Below are 19430 nucleotides of genomic sequence, written 5' to 3' on the forward strand. Positions count from 1 at the left end.
GACATGGGGTCTCTAGGGTGTCCGTCCATGACCACCCACCAGGGCCTCCCCGGCAGCACGCCGCTCGCCTCCGCACCCCTCCACACGGGCACGGGCGTCCCGTCCGGCGCGACCTACCTGCCCTCGACGGGGGACCACGTGCTGTGGGGCCGGCTGCCCTGCGCCACCGACCGCGCCGTGCTGTCGGTCGACCCGGGCGAGGAGGTCGTGGTCGACACGATCAGCCACGAGGGGATCCTGGAGGACCAGGGCCGCGACCCGCGCGCGTTCTTCGAGCCGCACGGTGTCGACGTGCTCGACGACGCCGTGGCGCTGGCCGCCTCGGGCTACGCGCGGACGTTCGGGGTCGACGGTCCGCACGTGGTCACCGGACCGATCGAGGTGCGTGGCGCACGGCCGGGCGACCTGCTGGCCATGACCCTCGTCGACGCGCAGCAGCGGGTGCCGTACGGCGTCGTGTCGAACCGGCACGGCAGGGGCGCGCTGCCCGGCGAGTACCCGCTCGACGGCGACGTCTTCAGCGTGTTCGCCCGCGCCGAGGGCGACACCGGGGTGATGACGTACGGACCGCAGGACGAGCGCACCGTCCGGTTCCCGCTCGCACCCTTCCTCGGCATCATGGGCGTCGCGGTGGCCGGCGACGAACGGCCGCACACCGTGCCGCCGGGTGCGCACGGCGGCAACCTCGACATCAACCTGCTCACCGCGGGCGCGACCCTCTACCTCCCCGTGCAGGTGCCCGGCGCGCTGGCCTACGTCGGCGACCCGCACTTCGCGCAGGGTGGCGGGGAGGTCGCGCTGACCGCCATGGAGGCGTCGCTGCGAGCGACGGTGCGGCTCGACGTCGTGCCGCGAGAGGAGGCCGTGGCGCAGTTCGGCGAGCTGGTCGGCCCGCTGGCGCGCACCCGCGATTACCTCGTGCCGACGGGCCTCGACCCCGACCTCGACGTCGCGACGCAGAACTGCGTGCGCGCGGCGATCGGGCTGCTGCAGGCGCGCTACGGGATGGACCCGCGGCACGCCTACGCGTACCTGAGCGCGGCCACCGACTTCGACATCAGCCAGGTGGTCGACGTGGTCAAGGGCGTGCACGCCCGGATCCGGATGGCGGACTTCGCATGAGCGACGACGCGCCCGAGGGGCTGCTCGAGGCGTTCTGGGCGTACGAGACGGCGCTGATGTCCGACGACCTCGAGACGCTCGACGCGCTGTTCGCCGACCGTCCCGACACGCTGCGCGGCGACGCCGCCGGGCTGCTCGTGGGCCACGAGACGATCAGCCGGTTCCGCGGGTCGCGCGGGGGCGCGCCGCGACGCACGATCGCCGAGGTGCACGTGCGGGTGGTCGACGCGACGCACGCGCTCGTCGTCGCGGTGACGGCGCCGGAGCGCGGCGGCCGCGGCCAGCAGACGCAGCTGTGGGAGCGCACCGAGGTGGGCTGGCAGGTCACGGCCGCGCACGTCGCGGTGCCGGCGCCCGCCGTCGACACCCGCGTGTGGCGGGCCGTCGGCGACCCGCTCGTGCGACCCGGCACCGGCCCGCTGTCGGGCGAGAGCGTCGCGGTGAAGGACCTGTTCGCCGTGGCCGGGCAGCCGGTCGGCGCCGGCAACCCGACCTGGGCCGCGCACGCGCCCGTCGAGTCGAGCCACGCGTGGGCCGTGCAGGCCCTGCTGGGGGCCGGCGCGTCGGTGCGCGGCATCGCCCGCACCGACGAGTTCGCGTACAGCCTGGCCGGCACCAACGCGCACTTCGGGACCCCGCCGAACCCGCGCGCGCCCGGACGGATCTCGGGCGGCTCGTCGTCGGGGTCGGCGTCGGCCGTCGGGCTCGGCCACGCGACGATCGGCCTCGGCACCGACACCGGCGGCTCGATCCGGGTCCCGGCCGCCTACCAGGGCCTGTACGGCATGCGGCCGACGCACGGCAGCGTGCCGACCGCCGGCCTGATGCCGCTCGCGCCCTCGTTCGACACGGTCGGGTGGATGACCCGCGACGCGAGCCTGCTGCGTCGGGTCGGCTCCGTGCTGCTCCCGACGGCGGCGCCGCGTCCGGTGCGCGACGTCGTGGTGGTGCCCGAGCTGCTCTCCCTCGCGTCGCCCGACGTGCGGGCGGCGGTCGAGGGGTTCCTCGAGGCGGGCCCACGAGGCACCGGCTGGGGCGGTGACGGCGGCAGCCTCGTCGAGGAGTCCTGGGACCTGCCCGCGACGTGGCCGGAGGTCTTCCGGGTGCACCAGGCGGCGCAGGCGTGGCAGAGCCACGGCTGGTGGCTGAGCACGCGGATGGACTCCCTGGGCGCCGACGTGCGCAACCGGTTCGAGGCGGCCGCCGAGATCGACCACGACACCGCCGTGCAGGCCGCCGACGACGCCGCCCGCGCGCGCGACGCGGTGCGCCGGCTCGTCGGCGACCGGGTCGTCGTGCTGCCGTCGGCGCCGACGGTGGCGCCGGAGCTGGGTGCCGACCTCGGCGAGGTGCGCGCGGCCACCCTGCGCCTGACCTGCGTGGCCGGGCTCGGCGGGCTGCCGGCGGTCAGCGTCCCGCTGACCACCTCCGACGGCCTGCCGTGCGGCGTCTGCCTCGTGGGCCCGCCCCGCCGCGACCTCGACCTGCTCGACCTCGTCGCGGGTCCGCTCCGCGTCTGACGCGAGCCCGTCGGCGTCGTTACCCGGATGAAACGCGGGTTCCACGCGACGTAACACGATGGTCCTAGCGTTCCTCGGGACGAGGGAGGGACCACGTGGACATCACGACGTTCGACACGGCCGACGCCGAGAAGGCCGCGGCCGTGCTGCGCAGCTGCGCCGACGTCGACGCGTGGGTCGACGCCCTCGTCGCGGGTCGCCCCTACGGGAGCGTCGAGGCGCTCGTGGCACGGGCCGACGCGCTGGCCGCGGGCTGGACGGGTGCGCAGGTCGAGGCCGCGCTCGCCGACCACCCGCGCATCGGGGAGCGGCACGTCGGCACGGGTCGCAGCGCCGAGCTCTCCGGTCGCGAGCAGTCCGGCGTCGACGACAGCGCCGACACCGCGGCGCGACTCGCGGCGGGCAACGCCGCGTACGAGGAGCGGTTCGACCGGATCTTCCTCGTGCGCGCGGCCGGTCGCAGCGCCGAGGAGATCCTCGCCCTGCTCGAGCAGCGGCTCACGCACGACCCCGAGACGGAGCTGGCGGTCACCGCAGGCCAGCTCCGCGAGATCGCCCTGCTGCGGCTGGAGGACACCTTCGCATGACCACCCTCTCCACCCACGTGCTCGACGCCGCGCTCGGTCGTCCCGCGGCCGGCCTCGTCGTCTCGCTCGACGACGCGGTCACCGCGACCACCGACGCCGACGGCCGGATCCGGTTCGACGACCCCGTCGACGCCGGGGTCCACGAGCTCGTCTTCGCGACGGGCCCCTGGTTCGCCGACCAGGACCGCAGCACCTTCCACCCCGTCGTGCGCGTCGCGTTCGAGGCCGGGGCGGGCCAGGAGCACCACCACGTGGCGCTGCTGCTGAGCCCGTTCGCCTACACCACCTACCGAGGGAGCTGACCATGGCGACGGGCGACATCGTCCTGGGACCGAACCAGTACGGGAAGGCCGAGAACCGGCTGGTCCGGATCACGCGCGACCCCGAGCAGAGCGCCGGTGGCCGGCACCAGATCGAGGACCTCAACGTCACCTCGCAGCTGCGCGGCGACTTCGTGGCCTGCCACGTCGAGGGCGACAACAGCCAGGTCGTGGCCACCGACACGCAGAAGAACACGGTCTACGCATTCGCGCAGCAGCACGGCATCGGGTCGCCCGAGCAGTTCCTGCTGACCCTCGGCGAGCACTTCGTCACCAGCTTCGACTGGGTCTCGGGCGGTCGCTGGGAGGCCGAGCTCTACGCGTGGGAGCGGATCGCGGTCGACGGTCGGCCGCACGACCACTCGTTCGTCCGGACGGGCCAGGAGGTCCGCACCACCGTCGTGCAGAAGGACGGCGACCAGACGTGGGTGCTGGCCGGGTTCAAGGACGCGACGGTGCTCAAGTCGACCGGCTCGGAGTTCCACGGGTTCCCCCGCGACCGGTACACGACGCTGCGCGAGACCACCGACCGCATCCTCGCCACGTCGGTCACCGCGTGGTGGCGCTACACGAGCACCGACGTCGACTGGAACGCGCGCTACGAGGCCGTCAAGGCCGTGCTGCTCGAGACGTTCGCGAGCGTGCACTCCCTCGCCCTGCAGCAGACGATCTTCGCGATGGGCCGCGCCGTCCTCGAGCAGTTCGACGACGTCGCCGAGATCAGGCTGTCCTGCCCGAACAAGCACCACTTCCTCGTCGACCTGGAGCCGTTCGGGCTCGACAACCCGAACGAGGTCTTCTTCGCCGCCGACCGCCCGTACGGGCTGATCCAGGCCACCGTCCAGCGCGAGGGCGCCCCGCAGGCCCCGCAGGCCTGGGACACCGTGCCCGGCTTCTGCTGACCGCACCGACACCACGAGAGCGAGCACCGACGATGACCGCACGAGCGACCGGACACGCTGCGTCGCCCCGTCCCGAGGACGAGGTCCTGCCGGCGCCCCAGCTGCTCGGCTACGGCCTCCAGCACGTCCTGGCGATGGTCGGCGGCATCATCGCCGTGCCGCTCATCGTGGGCGGCGCCGCCGGGCTGGAGCCGGCGGAGTCGGCCACGCTGGTCGCGTGCGCGCTGCTCGTCAGCGGCCTCGCGACGATCCTGCAGACGATCGGCGTCCCGTTCCTCGGGTCGCGCCTCCCGCTGGTCCAGGGCATCAGCTTCGCCTCGGTCTCGACGATGGTCACCATCATCGCCGGCGAGAGCGACGGCGAGCGCGGGCTCCGGGTCGTCGCCGGAGCGGTCGTCGTGGCGGCCCTCGTGGGCCTCGTGGTCGCCCCGTTCCTCTCGCGCCTGATCCGGTTCTTCCCAGCCGTCGTGACGGGGTCGATCATCACGGTCATCGGCGTGTCCCTCATGCCGGTGGCCGCCGGCTGGATCACCGGGCAGCCGACCGTGGCCGGCGGTGAGAACCCCGACTACCTGAGCCCGACGAACCTCGTGCTCAGCCTCGTCACGCTGGCCCTCGTGCTGGTCATGTCGTCGGTCCGTGCGCTCGCCCGCCTGGCGGTCCTGCTCGGCCTGGTCCTCGGCACGCTGGTGGCGTTCGTCGTCGGCCGGACCAGCCTCGACGGCGTCGGTGACGCCAGCGTGGTGGCCGTGCTGACGCCCTTCGCGTTCGGGACCCCGCTCTTCGAGGTCGGCGCGATCGTGGCGATGGTCGTCGTGATGGTGGTCATCATGGTCGAGACCACCGCCGACATCCTCGCCGTCGGCGAGGTCGTGGGGACCCCCGTCGACTCCCGCCGCGTGGCCGACGGCGTGCGCGCCGACATGATCTCCTCCGCGATCGCCCCCGTGCTCAACTCCTTCCCGGCCACCGCGTTCGCGCAGAACGTCGGGCTGGTCGCGCTCACCGGCGTCAGGAGCCGCTTCGTGGTCGCCACCGGGGGCGCGGTGCTGGTGCTGCTCGGGCTCTCGCCGGTGCTCGCCTCGCTCGTGACGGTGATCCCGCTCCCGGTGCTCGGCGGCGCGGGCCTCGTGCTGTTCGGCACCGTCGCCGCGAGCGGGGTCCGCACCCTCGCCCGGGTCGACTTCGACGACCACCGCAACCTGGTCGTCGTGGCCGTGTCGCTCGGCTTCGGACTGCTGCCCGTCGTCAACGAGGAGTTCTGGAGCAGGACGCCCGACTGGGTCGCCACGATCCTGGGCTCGGAGATCAGCGCCGCCGCGCTCGTCGCGTTCACGCTCAACCTGTTCTTCACCGTGCTGCGCCGCGGCGAGCGGGGTGCGGACGAGGAGCCAGCCGCCGCGCCTGCCGCACCGGCGGCCGGGTCGAGGGACTGACCACGCCGATGCGACTCGATGCGATCCAGGCCCAGCAGGTGCTCCTCGACGGGCAGTTCCGTCCCGCGACCCTGACGCTCGACGACGGACGGATCACGGCCGTCGGACCCCTCGACGACGTGCCGGCCGGCGAGGTCTACCGCGCGCCCGACACCGCCTACGTCGTGCCCGGCGTCGTCGACACGCACGTGCACGTCAACGAGCCGGGCCGCACCGCGTGGGAGGGCTTCACCTCGGCCACCGCGGCCGCGGTCCTCGGCGGCGTGACCACGCTCGTCGACATGCCGCTCAACTCCGTGCCCCCGACCACGACGCTCGAGGGCCTGGCCGCCAAGCGCGCCGCGGCCCAGGGCCAGCTCGCGGTCGACGTCGGCTTCTGGGGCGGGGCGGTGCCCGGCAACGTCGCCGACCTCGAGCCGCTGTGGGACGCCGGGGTGTTCGGCTTCAAGTGCTTCCTCAGCCCGTCGGGCGTCGAGGAGTTCCCGCCGCTGGACCGTGCCGAGTTCGCCGCTGCGCTCGCGGAGGTCGCCCGGCTCGAGGCGCTCCTGATCGTGCACGCCGAGGACGCCGCGATCCTGGACAGCACCCCGGCGCCCGGGAGCCGCGCGTACCGCGACTTCGTGCTCTCACGGCCCGACGCGTCGGAGGTGTCGGCCATCCGCCAGGTCGTCGACGGCGCCCGGGAGACCGGGGCCCGGGTGCACGTGCTGCACCTGAGCAGCGCGCGGGCGCTCGACCTGATCGCCGACGCGCGGGCGGAGGGTCTCCCGCTGACCGTCGAGACGTGCCCGCACTACCTCACCTTCAGCGCCGAGACGATCCCCGACGCGGCACCGGAGTTCAAGTGCTGCCCGCCGATCCGCGACGCCGGCAACCGCGAGGCGCTCTGGCAGGCCCTCCAGGAGGGGCTGGTCGACTGCATCGTCAGCGACCACTCGCCGTCGACCGTGGAGGAGAAGCTGAGGGGCGACGGCGACCTGCAGCAGGCGTGGGGCGGCGTGTCGGGCCTGCAGGTCGGGTTCGCCGTCCTGGCGCACGAGGCGAGGCTGCGCGGCATCCCGCTCGAGCGGCTGAGCCGCTGGATGTCGACGAGCACGGCCGACCTCGTCGGCCTGCCGCACAAGGGGCGCATCGCCGTCGGCGCCGACGCCGACCTCGCCGTCTACGACCCCGGCGCCGAGCTGCACGTCGAGGCGGCACGGCTGGCCCACAAGAACCCGATCTCCGCCTACGACGGGCTGCGCCTCGCGGGCCGCGTCGTCGGCACGGTCGTGCGTGGCGAGCTGGTCGACGCCGACCACGTCGACCACCGCCACGGCCGGCAGCTGCGCAGGCCGCCGTCGTGACCCCGCACCTCGTCGCACCACCGATGGAAGGACCCATGGACACCGCACCCGTGAACCCCCCGCCCCGCCTGCTGATGGGACCCGGTCCGATCACCGCCGACCCGCGCGTGCTGCGCGCGATGTCGGCCCAGCTCGTCGGCCAGTACGACCCGGCCATGACCGGCTACATGGTGGAGGTCATGGGTCTGTACCGCGAGGTGTTCGCGACGGCGAACGAGCAGACCTTCCTCGTCGACGGCACGTCGCGGGCCGGCATCGAGGCGGCCCTCGTCTCGCTCCTGGAGCCCGGTGACCGGGTGCTCGTGCCGGTCTTCGGACGGTTCGGCCACCTGCTCGCCGAGATCGGCGAGCGGTGCGGGGCCGAGGTGCACACGATCGAGACCGACTGGGGCACCGTGTTCGCGCCCGAGCAGGTCGAGGCGGCGATCGCCGAGGTGCGGCCCAAGGTGCTCGCGGTCGTGCAGGGCGACACCTCCACGACCATGTGCCAGCCCCTGGCCGACCTCGGCGAGATCTGCCGACGGCACGACGTGCTGCTCTACTGCGACGCCACCGCCTCCCTCGGCGGCAACCCGTTCGAGACCGACGCGTGGGGGATCGACGTCGCGACCGCCGGCCTGCAGAAGTGCCTGGGCGGTCCGTCCGGCTCGTCGCCGATCACGATCTCGCCGCGCGCCGTCGACGTCATCGACGGTCGGCGGCACGTCGAGGCGGGCATCGCCGAGGAGCGCGACGTCGCGCGGGGCGTGCGCATCGCCTCGAACTACCTCGACCTCGCGATGATCATGGACTACTGGGGTCCGCGTCGGCTCAACCACCACACCGAGGCCACGACGATGCTCTACGGCGCGCGCGAGTGTGCGCGGCTGCTCGTGGAGGAGGGGATGGACGCCGCGGTCGAGCGGCACCGGCTGCACGGTGCCGCGATGCTCGCCGGGGTGCGCGGGCTCGGCCTCGAGGTCTTCGGCGACGTGGACCACAAGATGAGCAACGTCGTCGCGGTGCACATCCCCGACGGCGTGGACGGCGACGCCGCGCGGGCGGCGATGCTCGAGGACTTCGGCATCGAGATCGGCACGTCCTTCGGACCTCTGCACGGCAAGGTCTGGAGGATCGGCACGATGGGCTACAACGCCCGCAAGGACGCCGTGCTCGTCACGCTGGCCGCGCTGGAGCAGGTGCTGCGGTCCGGCGGTGTCGCCGTGACCGCCGGCGGTGGCGTCGGCGCCGCGCAGGAGGTCTACGCATGAGCGCCTCGACGGACCTGCCCACGAGCGGGGCCGCAGTCGGCTCGGCGGCCGAGGTGCTGGCCCGCTGCGCCGAGCTGGACCTCTACTCCTCCCACCCCGAGCACCTGGAACGCGTCTACCTGTCGCCGGAGCACGCGGCGGTCAACCGGGTCGTCGCCCGGTGGATGACCCGCGCCGGCCTGACCCCGCGCCAGGACGCGGCCGGCAACCAGTACGGCCGACGCGAGGGTCGCGAGCCGGGGCTGCCCGCCCTGCTGCTCGGCTCCCACCTCGACACCGTCCCCGACGCCGGCTCCTACGACGGCATGCTCGGCGTGCTCATGGCCATCGCGGTCGCCGAGCGGCTCGGCGACCGGGTGGACGACCTGCCGTTCGCCCTGGAGGTGGTCGGCTTCAGCGACGAGGAGGGCACGCGGTTCGGCAAGGCGCTGCTGGGCAGCTGCGCGGCGGCCGGCACGTGGGACCCCGCCTGGTGGGACCTCTGCGACGCCGACGGCACGAGCCTGCGGACCGCGTTCGAGGAGTTCGGGCTCGACCCGCGCGCCGTGGGCGCCGCCGCGCGGCGCCCGGAGCAGCTCGTCGGCTACCTCGAGGCGCACATCGAGCAGGGCCCCTACCTCGAGGAGGCCGACGCCTCGCTCGGGTACGTCACCACCATCGCCGGCGCGCGGCGCTTCGTCCTGGAGGTGGAGGGCGAGGCCCGCCACGCGGGTGGGACGCCCTACGACCGGCGCAAGGACGCGATGGTCGGCGCCGCGGAGTGCATCACGGCGATCGAGCGCATGGTCCGCCCGTCGGGCTGCATCGCCACCACGGGCCGGATCGAGGCCCTTCCCGGCGCGGTCAACGTGATCGCCGGGCACGTCGAGGTCAGCCTCGACCTGCGCGCGCCGACCGACGCCGCCCGCGACGCGATGTGGGAGGAGCTGGAGGCCGAGCTGCAGCGGCTGTGCACCGCGCGGGGGCTGGGACTGCGGGTCACCGAGACGCACCGGGCGCCCGCGATGCCCTGCGCGCCCTGGCTCACCGACGCCGTCGTCAGTGGCATCGAGGGCACGGGCGACACCACCCCGATGGGTCTGTGGAGCCGTGCCGGGCACGACGGCATGGCCGTCGGGGCCGTCACCGACGTGGCGATGCTGTTCGTGCGCTGCCACGACGGCGTGAGCCACCACCCCGACGAGGACGTCCGCGAGATCGACGTCGCGCGCGGGCTGGACGCCTTCGAGACCGCGGTCCTCGAGGTCGCGGCGAAGGTCGCGGCCTCATGAGCACCACCGCCCTGGACCCGTCGGGTGCTCCTCGCGAGGAGGCGCGGCCGATCGAGGTGCGCATCACCGAGAAGTACGCCGACCTCGCCCCGCAGGAGCGCCGCGCGGCCGACGTGCTGCTCGAGCACCTGCACGACCTCGCGATGTACCGCGCCTCGGAGCTCGCCGACCTGGCCGGTGTCTCCAAGGCGACGATGAGCCGGCTGTTCCGTCGGCTCGACTACGAGGACTTCACGCAGGTCCGCGACCAGCTGCTCGTCCTGCGCAACGCCGGGCTGCCGGTGCCGGTGGGGGCGCCGCCGAGCGTCGCGCGGCACCTGGAGACCGAGGTCGAGCACCTGCACCGTGTGCTCACCGCGGCCGAGGCCGCGATCGAGCAGGCGGCCGCGCTGCTGGCCGGTGCCACGACGGTGAAGGTCGTCGGGATGCGCAACAGCTACCCGGTGGCGCTGCACCTGACCCAGCAGCTGACGCAGGCGCGGACCGGCGTCGGGGTCGCGCCGTCGCCGGGACAGTCGCTGTCCGACGAGGTGGTCGGCCTCGGTGCCGACGACGTCGTGGTCGTGGTCGCGTTCCGTCGTCGACCGCCCGAGATCGCCGCGCTGCTCGACCTCGTCCGGTCCCAGGGCGCCACGGTCGTGCTCATGGCCGACCCGTCGGGCCGCCGGCTCGCGTCGCCGGGCGACGTGTGGATCGAGTGCGGCGCTGCCACCCAGGCGGCGTTCGACAGCTACGCGGCCGCGATGAGCGTCGTCGCCGCGCTGTCGTCGCGCGTCCTCGACGCGCTCGGCCCGGCGGCGGGCCAGCGGGTGGCCGCGATCGCGGCGGCCTACCGCGCGCTCGGCGAGATCGAGGACTGAGGTCGTGGACCTGCACACCGTGGAGACCCTCCGCCTGCCGACCGGCCCCGACGACCTGGTCCTCTCTCCGGGCGAGACCTGGCTGGCCGGCGGCACGTGGCTGTTCTCCGAGCCGCAGGTGACGACCACCGGCCTCGTCGACCTCGTGGCGCTGGGCTGGCCCGACTGGGAGCTCGACGCCGGTGCGACGGCTGGGCTGACGACTGGGCTGACGATCGGGGCCACGTGCTCCCTCCTCGACCTCGTCGCGCACGCCGAGCGGTCCGGGCTCCCGGGCCTCGCGGTGGCGCGGTCCTGCGTCGAGGCGCTCGTGATGTCGAGCAAGGTGTCCCGCCGTGCCACCGTCGGCGGCAACGTCTGCCTGGCGCTGCCGGCCGGCGGCGCCATCTCGTTCCTGACCGGCCTCGGCGCCGACGCCGTCGTGTGGGGGCCCGGTGGCGAGCGTCGGGTGTCGGTCGCGTCCTTGGTCGTCGACGTGCGTCGCACGTCGCTGGCCCCGGGCGAGCTCGTGCGCGCGTTCGAGGTGCCGCGCGCGTCGCTCGCGTCGACGACGGCCTTCCGGCGCGCGGCGCTCACCCGCATGGGCCGCTCGGGCGCGGTGCTGGTCGGCCGCAGGGAGCCGGGCGGCGCCGTGCACGTGAGCGTCACCGCCTCGACCCACCGCCCCCACGTGCTCGACCTCGGCGCGGCTCCCACGGAGTCCGACGTCGTGACCGCGGTCGCCGCGATCGACCACTGGTACGACGACCCGCACGGCGCGCCCGACTGGCGCGCCGCGCAGACCCTGCGCTGCGCGCTCGAGGTCGTGGAGGAGCTGGCATGAGCAGGTCGATCGAGAGCAGGCCGGTCGAGGGAGGGACGTTCGAGGTGCGGGTCAACGGCTCGAGCGTCACCACGACCCCCACGCCGGGCCAGTGCCTGCGCACCTACCTGCGCGACCACGACCGTCTCGACGTCAAGAAGGGCTGCGACGCCGGCGACTGCGGTGCCTGCACCGTCCTGGTCGACGGCGACCCGACCCACGCCTGCGTGTTCCCGGCGGTACGGGCCGCGGGTCGCGAGGTCACGACGGCCTCGGGCCTCGGCACGCCCGACGACCTGCACCCCGTGCAGCGGCGCTTCGTCGACGCGGCCGGGTTCCAGTGCGGGTTCTGCACGGCGGGCATGGTCGTCACGGCGTCGACGTTGCCCGAGGGACTCGCGCACGACGACCTGTGCCGCTCGATGAAGGGCAACCTGTGCCGCTGCACCGGCTACCGCTCGGTGCGCGACGCCCTCGCGGGCCGGGCCAACGTCGGCGAGGCCGCGGCGGGGGAGGCGTTCGGCGCCTCGGTCGCCGCGCCGGCGGCCTGCCGCGTGGTGGCCGGGCAGGAGCCGTTCACCCTCGACCTGGAGGCGCCGGCCGACCTGCTCCACGTCGCGGTGCTCGGCAGCCCGCACCCTCACGCGCGCATCACCTCGATCGACACGTCGCGGGCGGAGGCGCTGGCGGGCGTCCACCTGGTCCTCACCCACCACGACGCGCCCGACGTCCTCTACTCCACCGGCCGCCACCAGAGCCGGCTCGACGACCCCGACGACACGCGCCTGCTCGACCCGGTCCTGCGGTTCGCCGGCCAGCGCGTCGCGGTGGTCGTGGCCGAGACGGTCGCCACCGCGCAGGAGGCCTGCCGGCTCGTCGACGTGGAGTACGAGGTGCTGCCCGCGGTCCTCGACCCCGACGCGGCGCGACGGCCCGGGGCGCCGCTCGTGCACGGCGACAAGGACCCGGTCGTCTCGCGCATCGCCGAGCCCACCCGCAACGTGGTCGCCCAGCTGCACGACGAGCACGGCGACGTCGAGGCGGCCCTGGCCTCGGCCCACGCCGTCGTGTCGGGCACGTGGCAGACGTCGCGGGTCTCGCACGCCCAGCTCGAGACGCACGGCGGGCGTGGCTGGCTGGCCGACGACGGCACCCTCGTGGTGCGCACGAGCACGCAGGTGCCGTTCCTGGTGCGCGACGAGCTCGCCCACGTGCTCTCGCTGCCGCGCGAGCGGGTGCGGGTGCTCGCCGCCCGGGTCGGCGGTGGGTTCGGCGGCAAGCAGGAGATGCTCGTCGAGGACGTCATCGGGCTCGCCGTCCTGCGCACCGGACGCCCCGTGCAGTACGAGCTGAGCCGCGAGGACCAGTTCACGATCGTGCCGTGCCGCCACCCGATGCGGGTCGGCGTCACGCTCGGCGCCGACGCCGACGGGCACCTGACGGCGCTCGAGCTCGACGTGCTGTCCGACACCGGCGCGTACGGCAACCACGCCGTCGGCGTCATGTTCCACGGCTGCCACGAGTCGGTCGCGCAGTACCGCTGCCCCAACAAGCGGGTCGACGCCGAGGCGGTCTACACCCACCAGCTCCCGTCGGGCGCCTTCCGCGGCTACGGCCTCGGGCAGGTCATGTTCGGCATCGAGTCGGCCATGGACGACCTCGCGGCCGAGCTGGGGATGGACCCCGTCGAGCTGCGACGTCGCAACGCCGTCGTGCCCGGCGACCCGTTCGTGGTGACGGCGCTGGAGGAGGACGACCTGGAGTACGGCTCGTACGGGCTCGACCAGTGCCTCGACCTCGTCGACGAGGCGCTCGCGTCGGGTCGCGGCGAGGTGGCGCCCGAGGGCTGGCCGACGGGGCGCGGCGTCGCGATGGCCATGATCGCCACCATCCCGCCGCGCGGGCACTTCACCGACGTCGCCGTCGCGGTCGACGCCGACGGTCGCTACACCGTCTCCGTCGGGACGGCCGAGTTCGGCAACGGCACGACCACGGTCCACGTCCAGCTCGCGGCCACCGAGCTGGCCACGACGCCCGACCGGGTGCGCGTGCGCCAGAGCGACACGGCCACGTCGGGCTACGACACCGGCGCCTACGGGTCGGCCGGCTCGGTCGTGGCGGGCAAGGCGGTCCACGTGGCGGCCGAGCGGCTGCACGCCGAGCTGCTCACGCTCGCGGCCCGCTCGGCCGGGGTCGCCCGCGGGCACTGCACGCTCGAGCGCGACGGCGTGCGCCTGCCCGACGGGTCGCTCCTGACGTTCCGCGAGGTCGTGCCCGACGGGCTGTCGGCGGAGGGCACCCACGACGGGACTCCGCGCTCGGTGGCCTTCAACGTCCACGGCTTCCGGGTCGCGGTCGACCCCGCGTCGGGCGAGGTGCGGGTGCTGCAGTCGGTGCACGCGGCCGACGCCGGCGTCGTCATCAACCCCGAGCAGCTGCGCGGCCAGGTCGAGGGTGGTGTCGCGCAGGCGATCGGCTCGGCGCTGCAGGAGGAGGTGGTCGTCGAGGACGGGCACGTCGTCACGCGCACCTTCCGGTCCTACCGGGTGCCGCAGATGGCCGACGTGCCCACGACCGAGGTGCTCTTCGCCGACACCCACGACGAGCTCGGTCCGCGCGGCGCGAAGTCCATGAGCGAGGCGCCGTACAACCCGGTGGCCCCCGCCCTCGCCAACGCGATCACCGACGCCCTCGGTGCCCGTCCGCGTACGCTGCCGATGAGTCGCGACCGGGTCTGGCGGCTCGCGCAGACGGGGTCCGACGCGCCGCCGGGCCCGGCGCGCCAGGGGTAGGTCGATCGATCGTCAGGACCGGCCGCGTCCTGCGGAGGCCTGGTGGATGGGGCCGGTCGTGGCGGAGAGCGGCTGCGCCGAGCCGCCGTGACGGACGGCCAGCACCTCGGCGAGGATCGCCACGGCGGTGTGCTCGGGGCTCGAGCCGCCGAGGTCGAGACCGATGGGGGAGCGCAGCCGGGCGACGTCGACGCCCTCGAGCGCGCGCACGCGCTGCTCGTGCGTGGCGCGCGAGCCCATGGCGCCGACGTAGCCGGCGCCGCCCTCCAGCGCCGACGCCAGCACGGCCGTGTCGCGCTCGAGGTCGTGCCCGAGCACGCACACGGCGTCGTCGGGCGACCACGTGCGCTCCGCGCACCAGTCCGCGAGGTCGGACACCACGACCGCCGTCGCGTCCGGGAAGCGCTCCTTGGTCGCGAACGTCGCGCGGTGGTCGAGCACGGTGACCGCGAAGCCGGCGCGTGCGGCCAGCGCGCACAGGGCCACGGCGAACTCCACGGCCCCGACGACGACGAGCTCCGGCGGTCGGTGGGCCGAGAGGCTGGTCCCCGCGAGCGTCAGGGTCGCGGACCGCCCGCCGGCGGCACGCTCCACCTGGTGCCACTGCTCCTCGTCGAGCGACGCGACGTCGCACACGAGCACCTCGATCGTCCCGCCGCACATCAGGCCGGGCTCCAGCCAGTCGCCGGCGGCGTAGGTGCGTCGCCGCGTCGGCCCGCCTGCGAGGACCTCCTCGCACTCGGCGACGAGGGCGCCCTCGACGCACCCGCCGGAGATGCTGCCGACCACGCGGCCGGTGTCGTCGACCGCGAGGGCCGCGCCCACCGCGCGCGGCGCGCTGCCGTGCACGGCGACCAAGGTGGCGACGGCGACGCGACGACCCTCGGTCGTCCAGGTGCGGAGGGTGGGGGCGATGTCGAGCACGGACCCAGCCTGCGGGACAAGTGTTTCATCGCGGGGACGGTGGAGAAACGCCCACGAAACACCCTCTTGCGACGATCCCCGGCAGGAGCACGAGAGAGGGAGTCGACGATGACCGACGAGCAGGACGCGACGTGGCTGGCACTGGCCGTGGACCTCGCCACGCAGAACGTGGCCGAGGGCGGCGGACCCTTCGGCGCGGTGCTGGTCAAGGGTGACGAGCTGGTCGCCACCGGGCAGAACCGGGTCACCCGCGACCTCGACCCGAGCGCCCACGCGGAGGTCGTCGCCATCCGGGCCGCGTGCCGGGCGATCGGCGACTTCTCCCTGGCAGGACTGACGTTGTACTCCTCCTGCGAGCCCTGCCCGATGTGCCTCGCGACGTCGCTGTGGTCGCGAGTCGACCGGGTCGTGTTCGCCGCCGACCGCGACGACGCGGCCCGCGGCGGGTTCGACGACCGCGAGTTCTACGAGCTCTTCTCGCGCGACCGCGCGACGTGGGGCACGACGGTCGAGGCGACCCGCACGGCCGACGCGTCGTCGCCCTTCGACGCGTGGCTGAGCCACGCCGCGCGCACGGCCTACTGAGATTTACGCAGGCGTAATCCTGCTGCGTCAGGAGCGGAACGCGACGCTCCTAACGTCTCGGTCTGTAACGGGGGTTTCATCGTCAGCAGCGCACGCTGCTCGAGCCAGGGAGTGCCACAGTCATGAACCAGTCCATCCGCCGAGGAACCAGCGTGCGTGTCGCCGCGGTGCTCTCGGCCGCCGCCCTCGCCCTGTCCGCGTGCGGCTCGAGCTCTGACTCCGCGGACGAGTCGTCGGGTGACGGCCTCGGAGACGTGACCGTCCAGTTCTCCTGGATCAAGAACGCCGAGTTCGCGGGCGAGTTCATCGCCGACAGCGCCGGCTACTACAAGGACGCCGGTCTCGGGAAGACCACCTTCCTCGCCGGGCCCGTCGCCCAGGAGGAGATCGTCGCCACCGGCAAGGCCGACTTCGGCCTCAGCAACGCCGTCTCGACCGCCTCGGCGATCACCAACTCCGACTTCCCGCTGAAGATCATCGGCGCGACGTACCAGAAGAACCCGTTCTCGATCCTGTCGCTGGCCGACAAGGGCAACATCAAGACGCCGCAGGACCTCATCGGCAAGAAGATCGGTGTCCAGGACCCGAACCTCAGCCTGTTCAAGGCCTTCCTCGCCGCGAACGACATCGACGAGAAGGACGTCGAGATCGTCCCGAACGGCTTCGACGTGGCCCCGCTGGAGGACAAGCAGATCGACGGGCTCGTCGCCTACGTCACCAACGAGTCGCTGCTGGTCAAGAGCCACGGCTTCGACACCGTCGACCTGTCCTTCGCCGACAACAACCTGCCGTTCGTCGCCGAGAGCATCATCACGACCGACGAGACCCTGAAGAACAAGCCCGACTACGTCAAGGCGTTCCTCGAGGCCGAGATCAAGGGCTGGAAGGACGCCTGCGACGGCGAGGCCGGGTACGAGAAGGGCGCCAAGCTCGCCGTCGACACCTACGGCAAGGACATCGACCCGCCGCTCGAGCTCGACAAGGAGATCGCGCAGGCCAAGCAGCAGTGCGAGCTGCTCGTCAACACCGACGAGACCGCCAAGAACGGCATCTTCACGATCAGCGACGACCTGGTGCAGGCCAACCTGACGTCGCTCAAGGCGGCGGGCATCGACATCTCCGCCGACGACCTGTTCGACCTCGAGCCGCTGACCGAGCTGCTCAAGGAGAAGCCCGAGCTCGCCAAGTGAGGACCGCGTGAGCAACCTGACGACGCCGGCCGGCGGTGGGGCCCTGACGGTCCCCACCGCCGGCACCGGCCTGCACATCCAGGACCTGTCGAAGACGTTCTCCGTCGGTCGCAAGGAGGTGGTCGCCCTCACGGACGCCACCCTGCACACCGACAAGGGCAGCTTCCTGTCGCTGCTCGGCCCGTCGGGCTGCGGCAAGTCGACGATCCTGCGCATCCTGGCCGGCCTCGAGAAGCCGACCAGCGGCCGCGCGACCGTCGACGGCAAGTCGCCCACCGAGCTGCGGCGCGACCACGAGCTCGGCATCGCCTTCCAGGACTCGGCCCTGCTGCCGTGGCGGTCGGTGGAGTCCAACATCCGCCTGCCCTTCCAGGTCTCCGGCGAGCAGCCCGACGACGCCCTGGTCAAGGAGCTCATCGCGCTCGTCGGCCTGCAGGGCTTCGAGAAGGCCAAGCCCGCGCAGCTCTCGGGCGGCATGCGCCAGCGCGTGTCCATCGCGCGCTCGCTCGTGGTCAAGCCCTCGGTCCTGCTGCTCGACGAGCCGTTCGGCGCGCTCGACGACATGACCCGCCAGCGGCTGAACGTCGAGCTGCTGCGGATCTGGACCGAGAAGCCCGCGACCACGCTCATGGTCACGCACGGCATCTCCGAGGCGATCTTCCTGTCGGACCAGGTGGCGGTCATGAGCCCGCGACCGGGCCGCATCAAGGAGGTCATCGACGTCGACCTGCCGCGTCCGCGCGTGCCGGAGATGATGCGCACGCCGGAGTTCCACGCCCTGCACGACCAGGCCTCCGAGCTGCTGTTCGGTGCCGGCGGAGCGGCGGTCGAGTGATGAGCACCTCCCTGTCGCTCTCGCCCGAGCGCACCAGGACGCTCGGGATCGGTGCGGCGGGCCTCGTGGGCACCGTCGCGCTCTGGTGGCTCGTCGCGGCGACCGTGCTCGCGCGGTTCCAGGTGCCGACGCCGGGCGAGGTCCTGACGACCTTCGCCGACCGCGGCTTCGACTACTACCGCACCGTCTTCTCGATCACGCTCGAGGAGTCGCTGTACGGCTACCTCGTCGGCGTCGCCCTCGCGCTGACCGTCGCCGTGCTCGTGCTGCTCGTGCCGTTCATCGAGCCCATCGTCATGCAGCTCGCCGTCATCACCTACTGCCTGCCCATCGTGGTGCTCGCGCCGATCCTCATCACGGTGCACGAGATCCCCGAGAAGGGCGGGCTGTCCGCGACCGCCATCGACCTCGCGGCCGTGTCGGTGTTCTTCACGACCGTCGTCGGTGCCGTGCTCGGGTTCCGCGCGGCCGACCAGGCGACGCTCGACGTCGTCGAGGTCTACGGCGGCAGCCGCCTGCAGCAGCTGCTGCGCGTGCGGGCCGTCGCCGCGCTGCCGGCACTCTTCACGACGCTGCAGATCGCGGCACCGGCCGCCTTCCTCGGGGCGCTGCTCGGCGAGTACTTCGACCGGCACCTCGAGATCGGCGTCGGGCCGTCGCTCATCCTCAGCCAGAACAACCGGGAGACCGCGCTCGCGTGGTCGCTCGGCATCGGCTGCGCCCTCGTCTCGGGCCTGGCGTACGCCCTGCTCGGGCTGCTCGGCCGCGTCGTGGCGCCGTGGTCGCGGGGAGCGGCCTCGTGAAGGTCCTCGCGGTCGCCCGACCGCTGCTCACGGTCCTCGTCGTGCTCGCCGCGACGATCGGCGCCTGGTACGCGCTCGTCACCCTCACCGGCGTCAGCGACCTCACCACCCGGCTGCCGCAGGACGTCGTCGCCTACCTGTTCACCGAGGACGACGCCGCCGCGAAACGCGCGGAGGTGCTCGGCGCGCTCGGCCAGACCGTCATCGACGCCGGCATCGGCTTCGTCGCCGGGCTGACCGCCGCGTTCGTGCTCGCGACGGTCATGGTGCTCTGGTCGGGCGTCGAGGCCGCCACCATGCCGGTCGTCATGATCGTGCGCACCGTGCCGCTCGTGGCCCTCGCTCCGATCATCACCCTGCTGTTCGGCAACGGGTTCTGGTGCGTCGCGGTGATGAGCGGCATCGTCGTGCTGTTCCCGGCGCTCGTGAACATCGCGTACGGGCTGCGGTCGGTGACGCCCCAGATGCACGACGTGGTGACCGTCTACGGCGGGTCGTCATGGGACGTCATGCGTCGGGTCGCGTTCCCGACGGCCCTGCCGTCGATCTTCGCCGCCATCCGGATCTCGGTGCCGGGCGCCATCACCGGCGCGCTCATCGCCGAGTACTTCACGACGACCGACAGCGTCGGCAAGGCGGTCAACCAGGCACTCGCGCTCTACCAGTACGACAAGCTCTGGTCGCTCGTCGTCGTGGTCACGCTCGTCTCCGTGATCGGCTACGCCCTGGCGCAGCTGGCCGAGACCTTCGTGCTCGCCCGCTACGGCCGCAACGCCGGCCGCGCCTGACCCCACCCCACCCGCCCGCACGGTTGCGTGGGGCCCCACGCAACCGTGCGGTTCGGGCGGGTGGTTGCGGTGGGGGGAGCCGGTTTGGGTGGGGCCC

The 19430-nt window shown here is 73.4% G+C and carries 18 protein-coding genes; 17 read left to right on the top strand and 1 reads right to left on the bottom strand.

The features are described from left to right. Window positions 1-27: 27 nt before the first annotated feature. From QE370_RS05820 to QE370_RS05875, 12 genes are all read left to right on the top strand, one after another. On the top strand, window positions 28-1122 hold the full coding sequence (locus tag QE370_RS05820; RefSeq protein ID WP_309633756.1) for an acetamidase/formamidase family protein: 1095 nt from the start codon (window positions 28-30) through the stop codon (window positions 1120-1122). After that, window positions 1119-2642: an AtzH-like domain-containing protein gene (locus tag QE370_RS05825; protein ID WP_309633757.1), complete on the top strand. Its 1524-nt coding sequence runs from the start codon at window positions 1119-1121 to the stop codon at window positions 2640-2642. The genes QE370_RS05820 and QE370_RS05825 overlap by 4 nt, the downstream gene beginning before the upstream one ends. A 95-nt stretch (window positions 2643-2737) precedes the next feature. Next, window positions 2738-3229 carry a 2-oxo-4-hydroxy-4-carboxy-5-ureidoimidazoline decarboxylase gene (gene uraD / locus QE370_RS05830; protein ID WP_309633758.1) on the top strand — a complete coding sequence of 164 codons (492 nt, stop codon included), beginning with the start codon at window positions 2738-2740 and terminating at the stop codon, window positions 3227-3229. Continuing rightward, entirely contained in the window at window positions 3226-3531 is a 306-nt protein-coding gene (uraH, locus tag QE370_RS05835) for a hydroxyisourate hydrolase (protein WP_253027018.1), read from the top strand. The genes uraD and uraH overlap by 4 nt, the downstream gene beginning before the upstream one ends. Before the next feature lie 2 nt (window positions 3532-3533). Continuing rightward, window positions 3534-4451 (top strand): factor-independent urate hydroxylase, encoded by a 918-nt coding sequence (gene pucL / locus QE370_RS05840; protein ID WP_309633759.1) that lies wholly within the window; start codon window positions 3534-3536, stop codon window positions 4449-4451. Between the two features lie 32 nt (window positions 4452-4483). Further along, window positions 4484-5887: a nucleobase:cation symporter-2 family protein gene (locus tag QE370_RS05845; protein WP_309633760.1), complete on the top strand. Its 1404-nt coding sequence runs from the start codon at window positions 4484-4486 to the stop codon at window positions 5885-5887. A gap of 8 nt (window positions 5888-5895) precedes the next feature. After that, window positions 5896-7233, top strand: a complete 1338-nt coding sequence (allB, locus tag QE370_RS05850; RefSeq protein WP_309633761.1) for an allantoinase AllB — start codon at window positions 5896-5898, stop codon at window positions 7231-7233. Between the two features lie 35 nt (window positions 7234-7268). After that, on the top strand, window positions 7269-8483 hold the full coding sequence (locus QE370_RS05855; protein ID WP_309633762.1) for an alanine--glyoxylate aminotransferase family protein: 1215 nt from the start codon (window positions 7269-7271) through the stop codon (window positions 8481-8483). Next, window positions 8480-9754 carry an allantoate amidohydrolase gene (locus QE370_RS05860; protein WP_309633763.1) on the top strand — a complete coding sequence of 425 codons (1275 nt, stop codon included), beginning with the start codon at window positions 8480-8482 and terminating at the stop codon, window positions 9752-9754. The genes QE370_RS05855 and QE370_RS05860 overlap by 4 nt, the downstream gene beginning before the upstream one ends. Further along, entirely contained in the window at window positions 9751-10614 is an 864-nt protein-coding gene (locus tag QE370_RS05865; protein WP_309633764.1) for a MurR/RpiR family transcriptional regulator, read from the top strand. The genes QE370_RS05860 and QE370_RS05865 overlap by 4 nt, the downstream gene beginning before the upstream one ends. A gap of 4 nt (window positions 10615-10618) precedes the next feature. Continuing rightward, window positions 10619-11437: an FAD binding domain-containing protein gene (locus QE370_RS05870; protein ID WP_309633765.1), complete on the top strand. Its 819-nt coding sequence runs from the start codon at window positions 10619-10621 to the stop codon at window positions 11435-11437. Beyond that, window positions 11434-14208 carry a molybdopterin cofactor-binding domain-containing protein gene (locus QE370_RS05875; RefSeq protein WP_309633766.1) on the top strand — a complete coding sequence of 925 codons (2775 nt, stop codon included), beginning with the start codon at window positions 11434-11436 and terminating at the stop codon, window positions 14206-14208. The genes QE370_RS05870 and QE370_RS05875 overlap by 4 nt, the downstream gene beginning before the upstream one ends. Window positions 14209-14220: 12 nt before the next feature. Here QE370_RS05875 and QE370_RS05880 read toward each other — a convergent pair whose 3' ends face one another. Then, on the bottom strand, window positions 14221-15132 hold the full coding sequence (locus tag QE370_RS05880; protein ID WP_309633767.1) for an XdhC family protein: 912 nt from the start codon (window positions 15130-15132) through the stop codon (window positions 14221-14223). Between the two features lie 108 nt (window positions 15133-15240). On the opposite strand from QE370_RS05880, the gene QE370_RS05885 reads away from it, so the two are divergent. The 5 genes from QE370_RS05885 to QE370_RS05905 all read left to right on the top strand — a co-directional run bounded on the left by QE370_RS05885 (window position 15241) and on the right by QE370_RS05905 (window position 19333). Continuing rightward, complete coding sequence (locus tag QE370_RS05885) at window positions 15241-15717, top strand: nucleoside deaminase (RefSeq protein WP_253026210.1); 477 nt, start codon at window positions 15241-15243, stop codon at window positions 15715-15717. 122 nt (window positions 15718-15839) lie between these two features. Continuing rightward, window positions 15840-16907, top strand: coding sequence for an ABC transporter substrate-binding protein (locus QE370_RS05890; protein ID WP_253026208.1), 1068 nt, complete (start codon window positions 15840-15842; stop codon window positions 16905-16907). 7 nt (window positions 16908-16914) lie between these two features. Continuing rightward, window positions 16915-17742 carry an ABC transporter ATP-binding protein gene (locus tag QE370_RS05895; protein WP_253026206.1) on the top strand — a complete coding sequence of 276 codons (828 nt, stop codon included), beginning with the start codon at window positions 16915-16917 and terminating at the stop codon, window positions 17740-17742. Further along, window positions 17742-18545, top strand: a complete 804-nt coding sequence (locus QE370_RS05900) for an ABC transporter permease subunit (RefSeq protein WP_309633768.1) — start codon at window positions 17742-17744, stop codon at window positions 18543-18545. Before QE370_RS05895 ends, QE370_RS05900 begins: the two co-directional genes overlap by 1 nt. Next, a complete protein-coding gene (locus QE370_RS05905) occupies window positions 18542-19333 on the top strand; it encodes an ABC transporter permease subunit (RefSeq protein ID WP_309633769.1) in 792 nt (263 codons plus the stop codon). Before QE370_RS05900 ends, QE370_RS05905 begins: the two co-directional genes overlap by 4 nt. Window positions 19334-19430 lie beyond the last annotated feature (97 nt).

This window comes from Aeromicrobium sp. SORGH_AS_0981 (assembly GCF_031453195.1).
Classification (GTDB): domain Bacteria; phylum Actinomycetota; class Actinomycetes; order Propionibacteriales; family Nocardioidaceae; genus Aeromicrobium.

What these genes read in the sequence shown, in the direction of transcription:
- QE370_RS05820 (WP_309633756.1), top strand. Translation starts at nt 28, where the DNA reads ATGACCACCCACCAGGGCCTCCCCGGCAGCACGCCGCTCGCCTCCGCA.
- QE370_RS05825 (WP_309633757.1), top strand. Translation starts at nt 1,119, where the DNA reads ATGAGCGACGACGCGCCCGAGGGGCTGCTCGAGGCGTTCTGGGCGTAC.
- uraH (WP_253027018.1), top strand. Translation starts at nt 3,226, where the DNA reads ATGACCACCCTCTCCACCCACGTGCTCGACGCCGCGCTCGGTCGTCCC.
- pucL (WP_309633759.1), top strand. Translation starts at nt 3,534, where the DNA reads ATGGCGACGGGCGACATCGTCCTGGGACCGAACCAGTACGGGAAGGCC.
- QE370_RS05845 (WP_309633760.1), top strand. Translation starts at nt 4,484, where the DNA reads ATGACCGCACGAGCGACCGGACACGCTGCGTCGCCCCGTCCCGAGGAC.
- allB (WP_309633761.1), top strand. Translation starts at nt 5,896, where the DNA reads ATGCGACTCGATGCGATCCAGGCCCAGCAGGTGCTCCTCGACGGGCAG.
- QE370_RS05855 (WP_309633762.1), top strand. Translation starts at nt 7,269, where the DNA reads ATGGACACCGCACCCGTGAACCCCCCGCCCCGCCTGCTGATGGGACCC.
- QE370_RS05860 (WP_309633763.1), top strand. Translation starts at nt 8,480, where the DNA reads ATGAGCGCCTCGACGGACCTGCCCACGAGCGGGGCCGCAGTCGGCTCG.
- QE370_RS05865 (WP_309633764.1), top strand. Translation starts at nt 9,751, where the DNA reads ATGAGCACCACCGCCCTGGACCCGTCGGGTGCTCCTCGCGAGGAGGCG.
- QE370_RS05875 (WP_309633766.1), top strand. Translation starts at nt 11,434, where the DNA reads ATGAGCAGGTCGATCGAGAGCAGGCCGGTCGAGGGAGGGACGTTCGAG.
- QE370_RS05885 (WP_253026210.1), top strand. Translation starts at nt 15,241, where the DNA reads ATGACCGACGAGCAGGACGCGACGTGGCTGGCACTGGCCGTGGACCTC.
- QE370_RS05890 (WP_253026208.1), top strand. Translation starts at nt 15,840, where the DNA reads ATGAACCAGTCCATCCGCCGAGGAACCAGCGTGCGTGTCGCCGCGGTG.
- QE370_RS05900 (WP_309633768.1), top strand. Translation starts at nt 17,742, where the DNA reads ATGAGCACCTCCCTGTCGCTCTCGCCCGAGCGCACCAGGACGCTCGGG.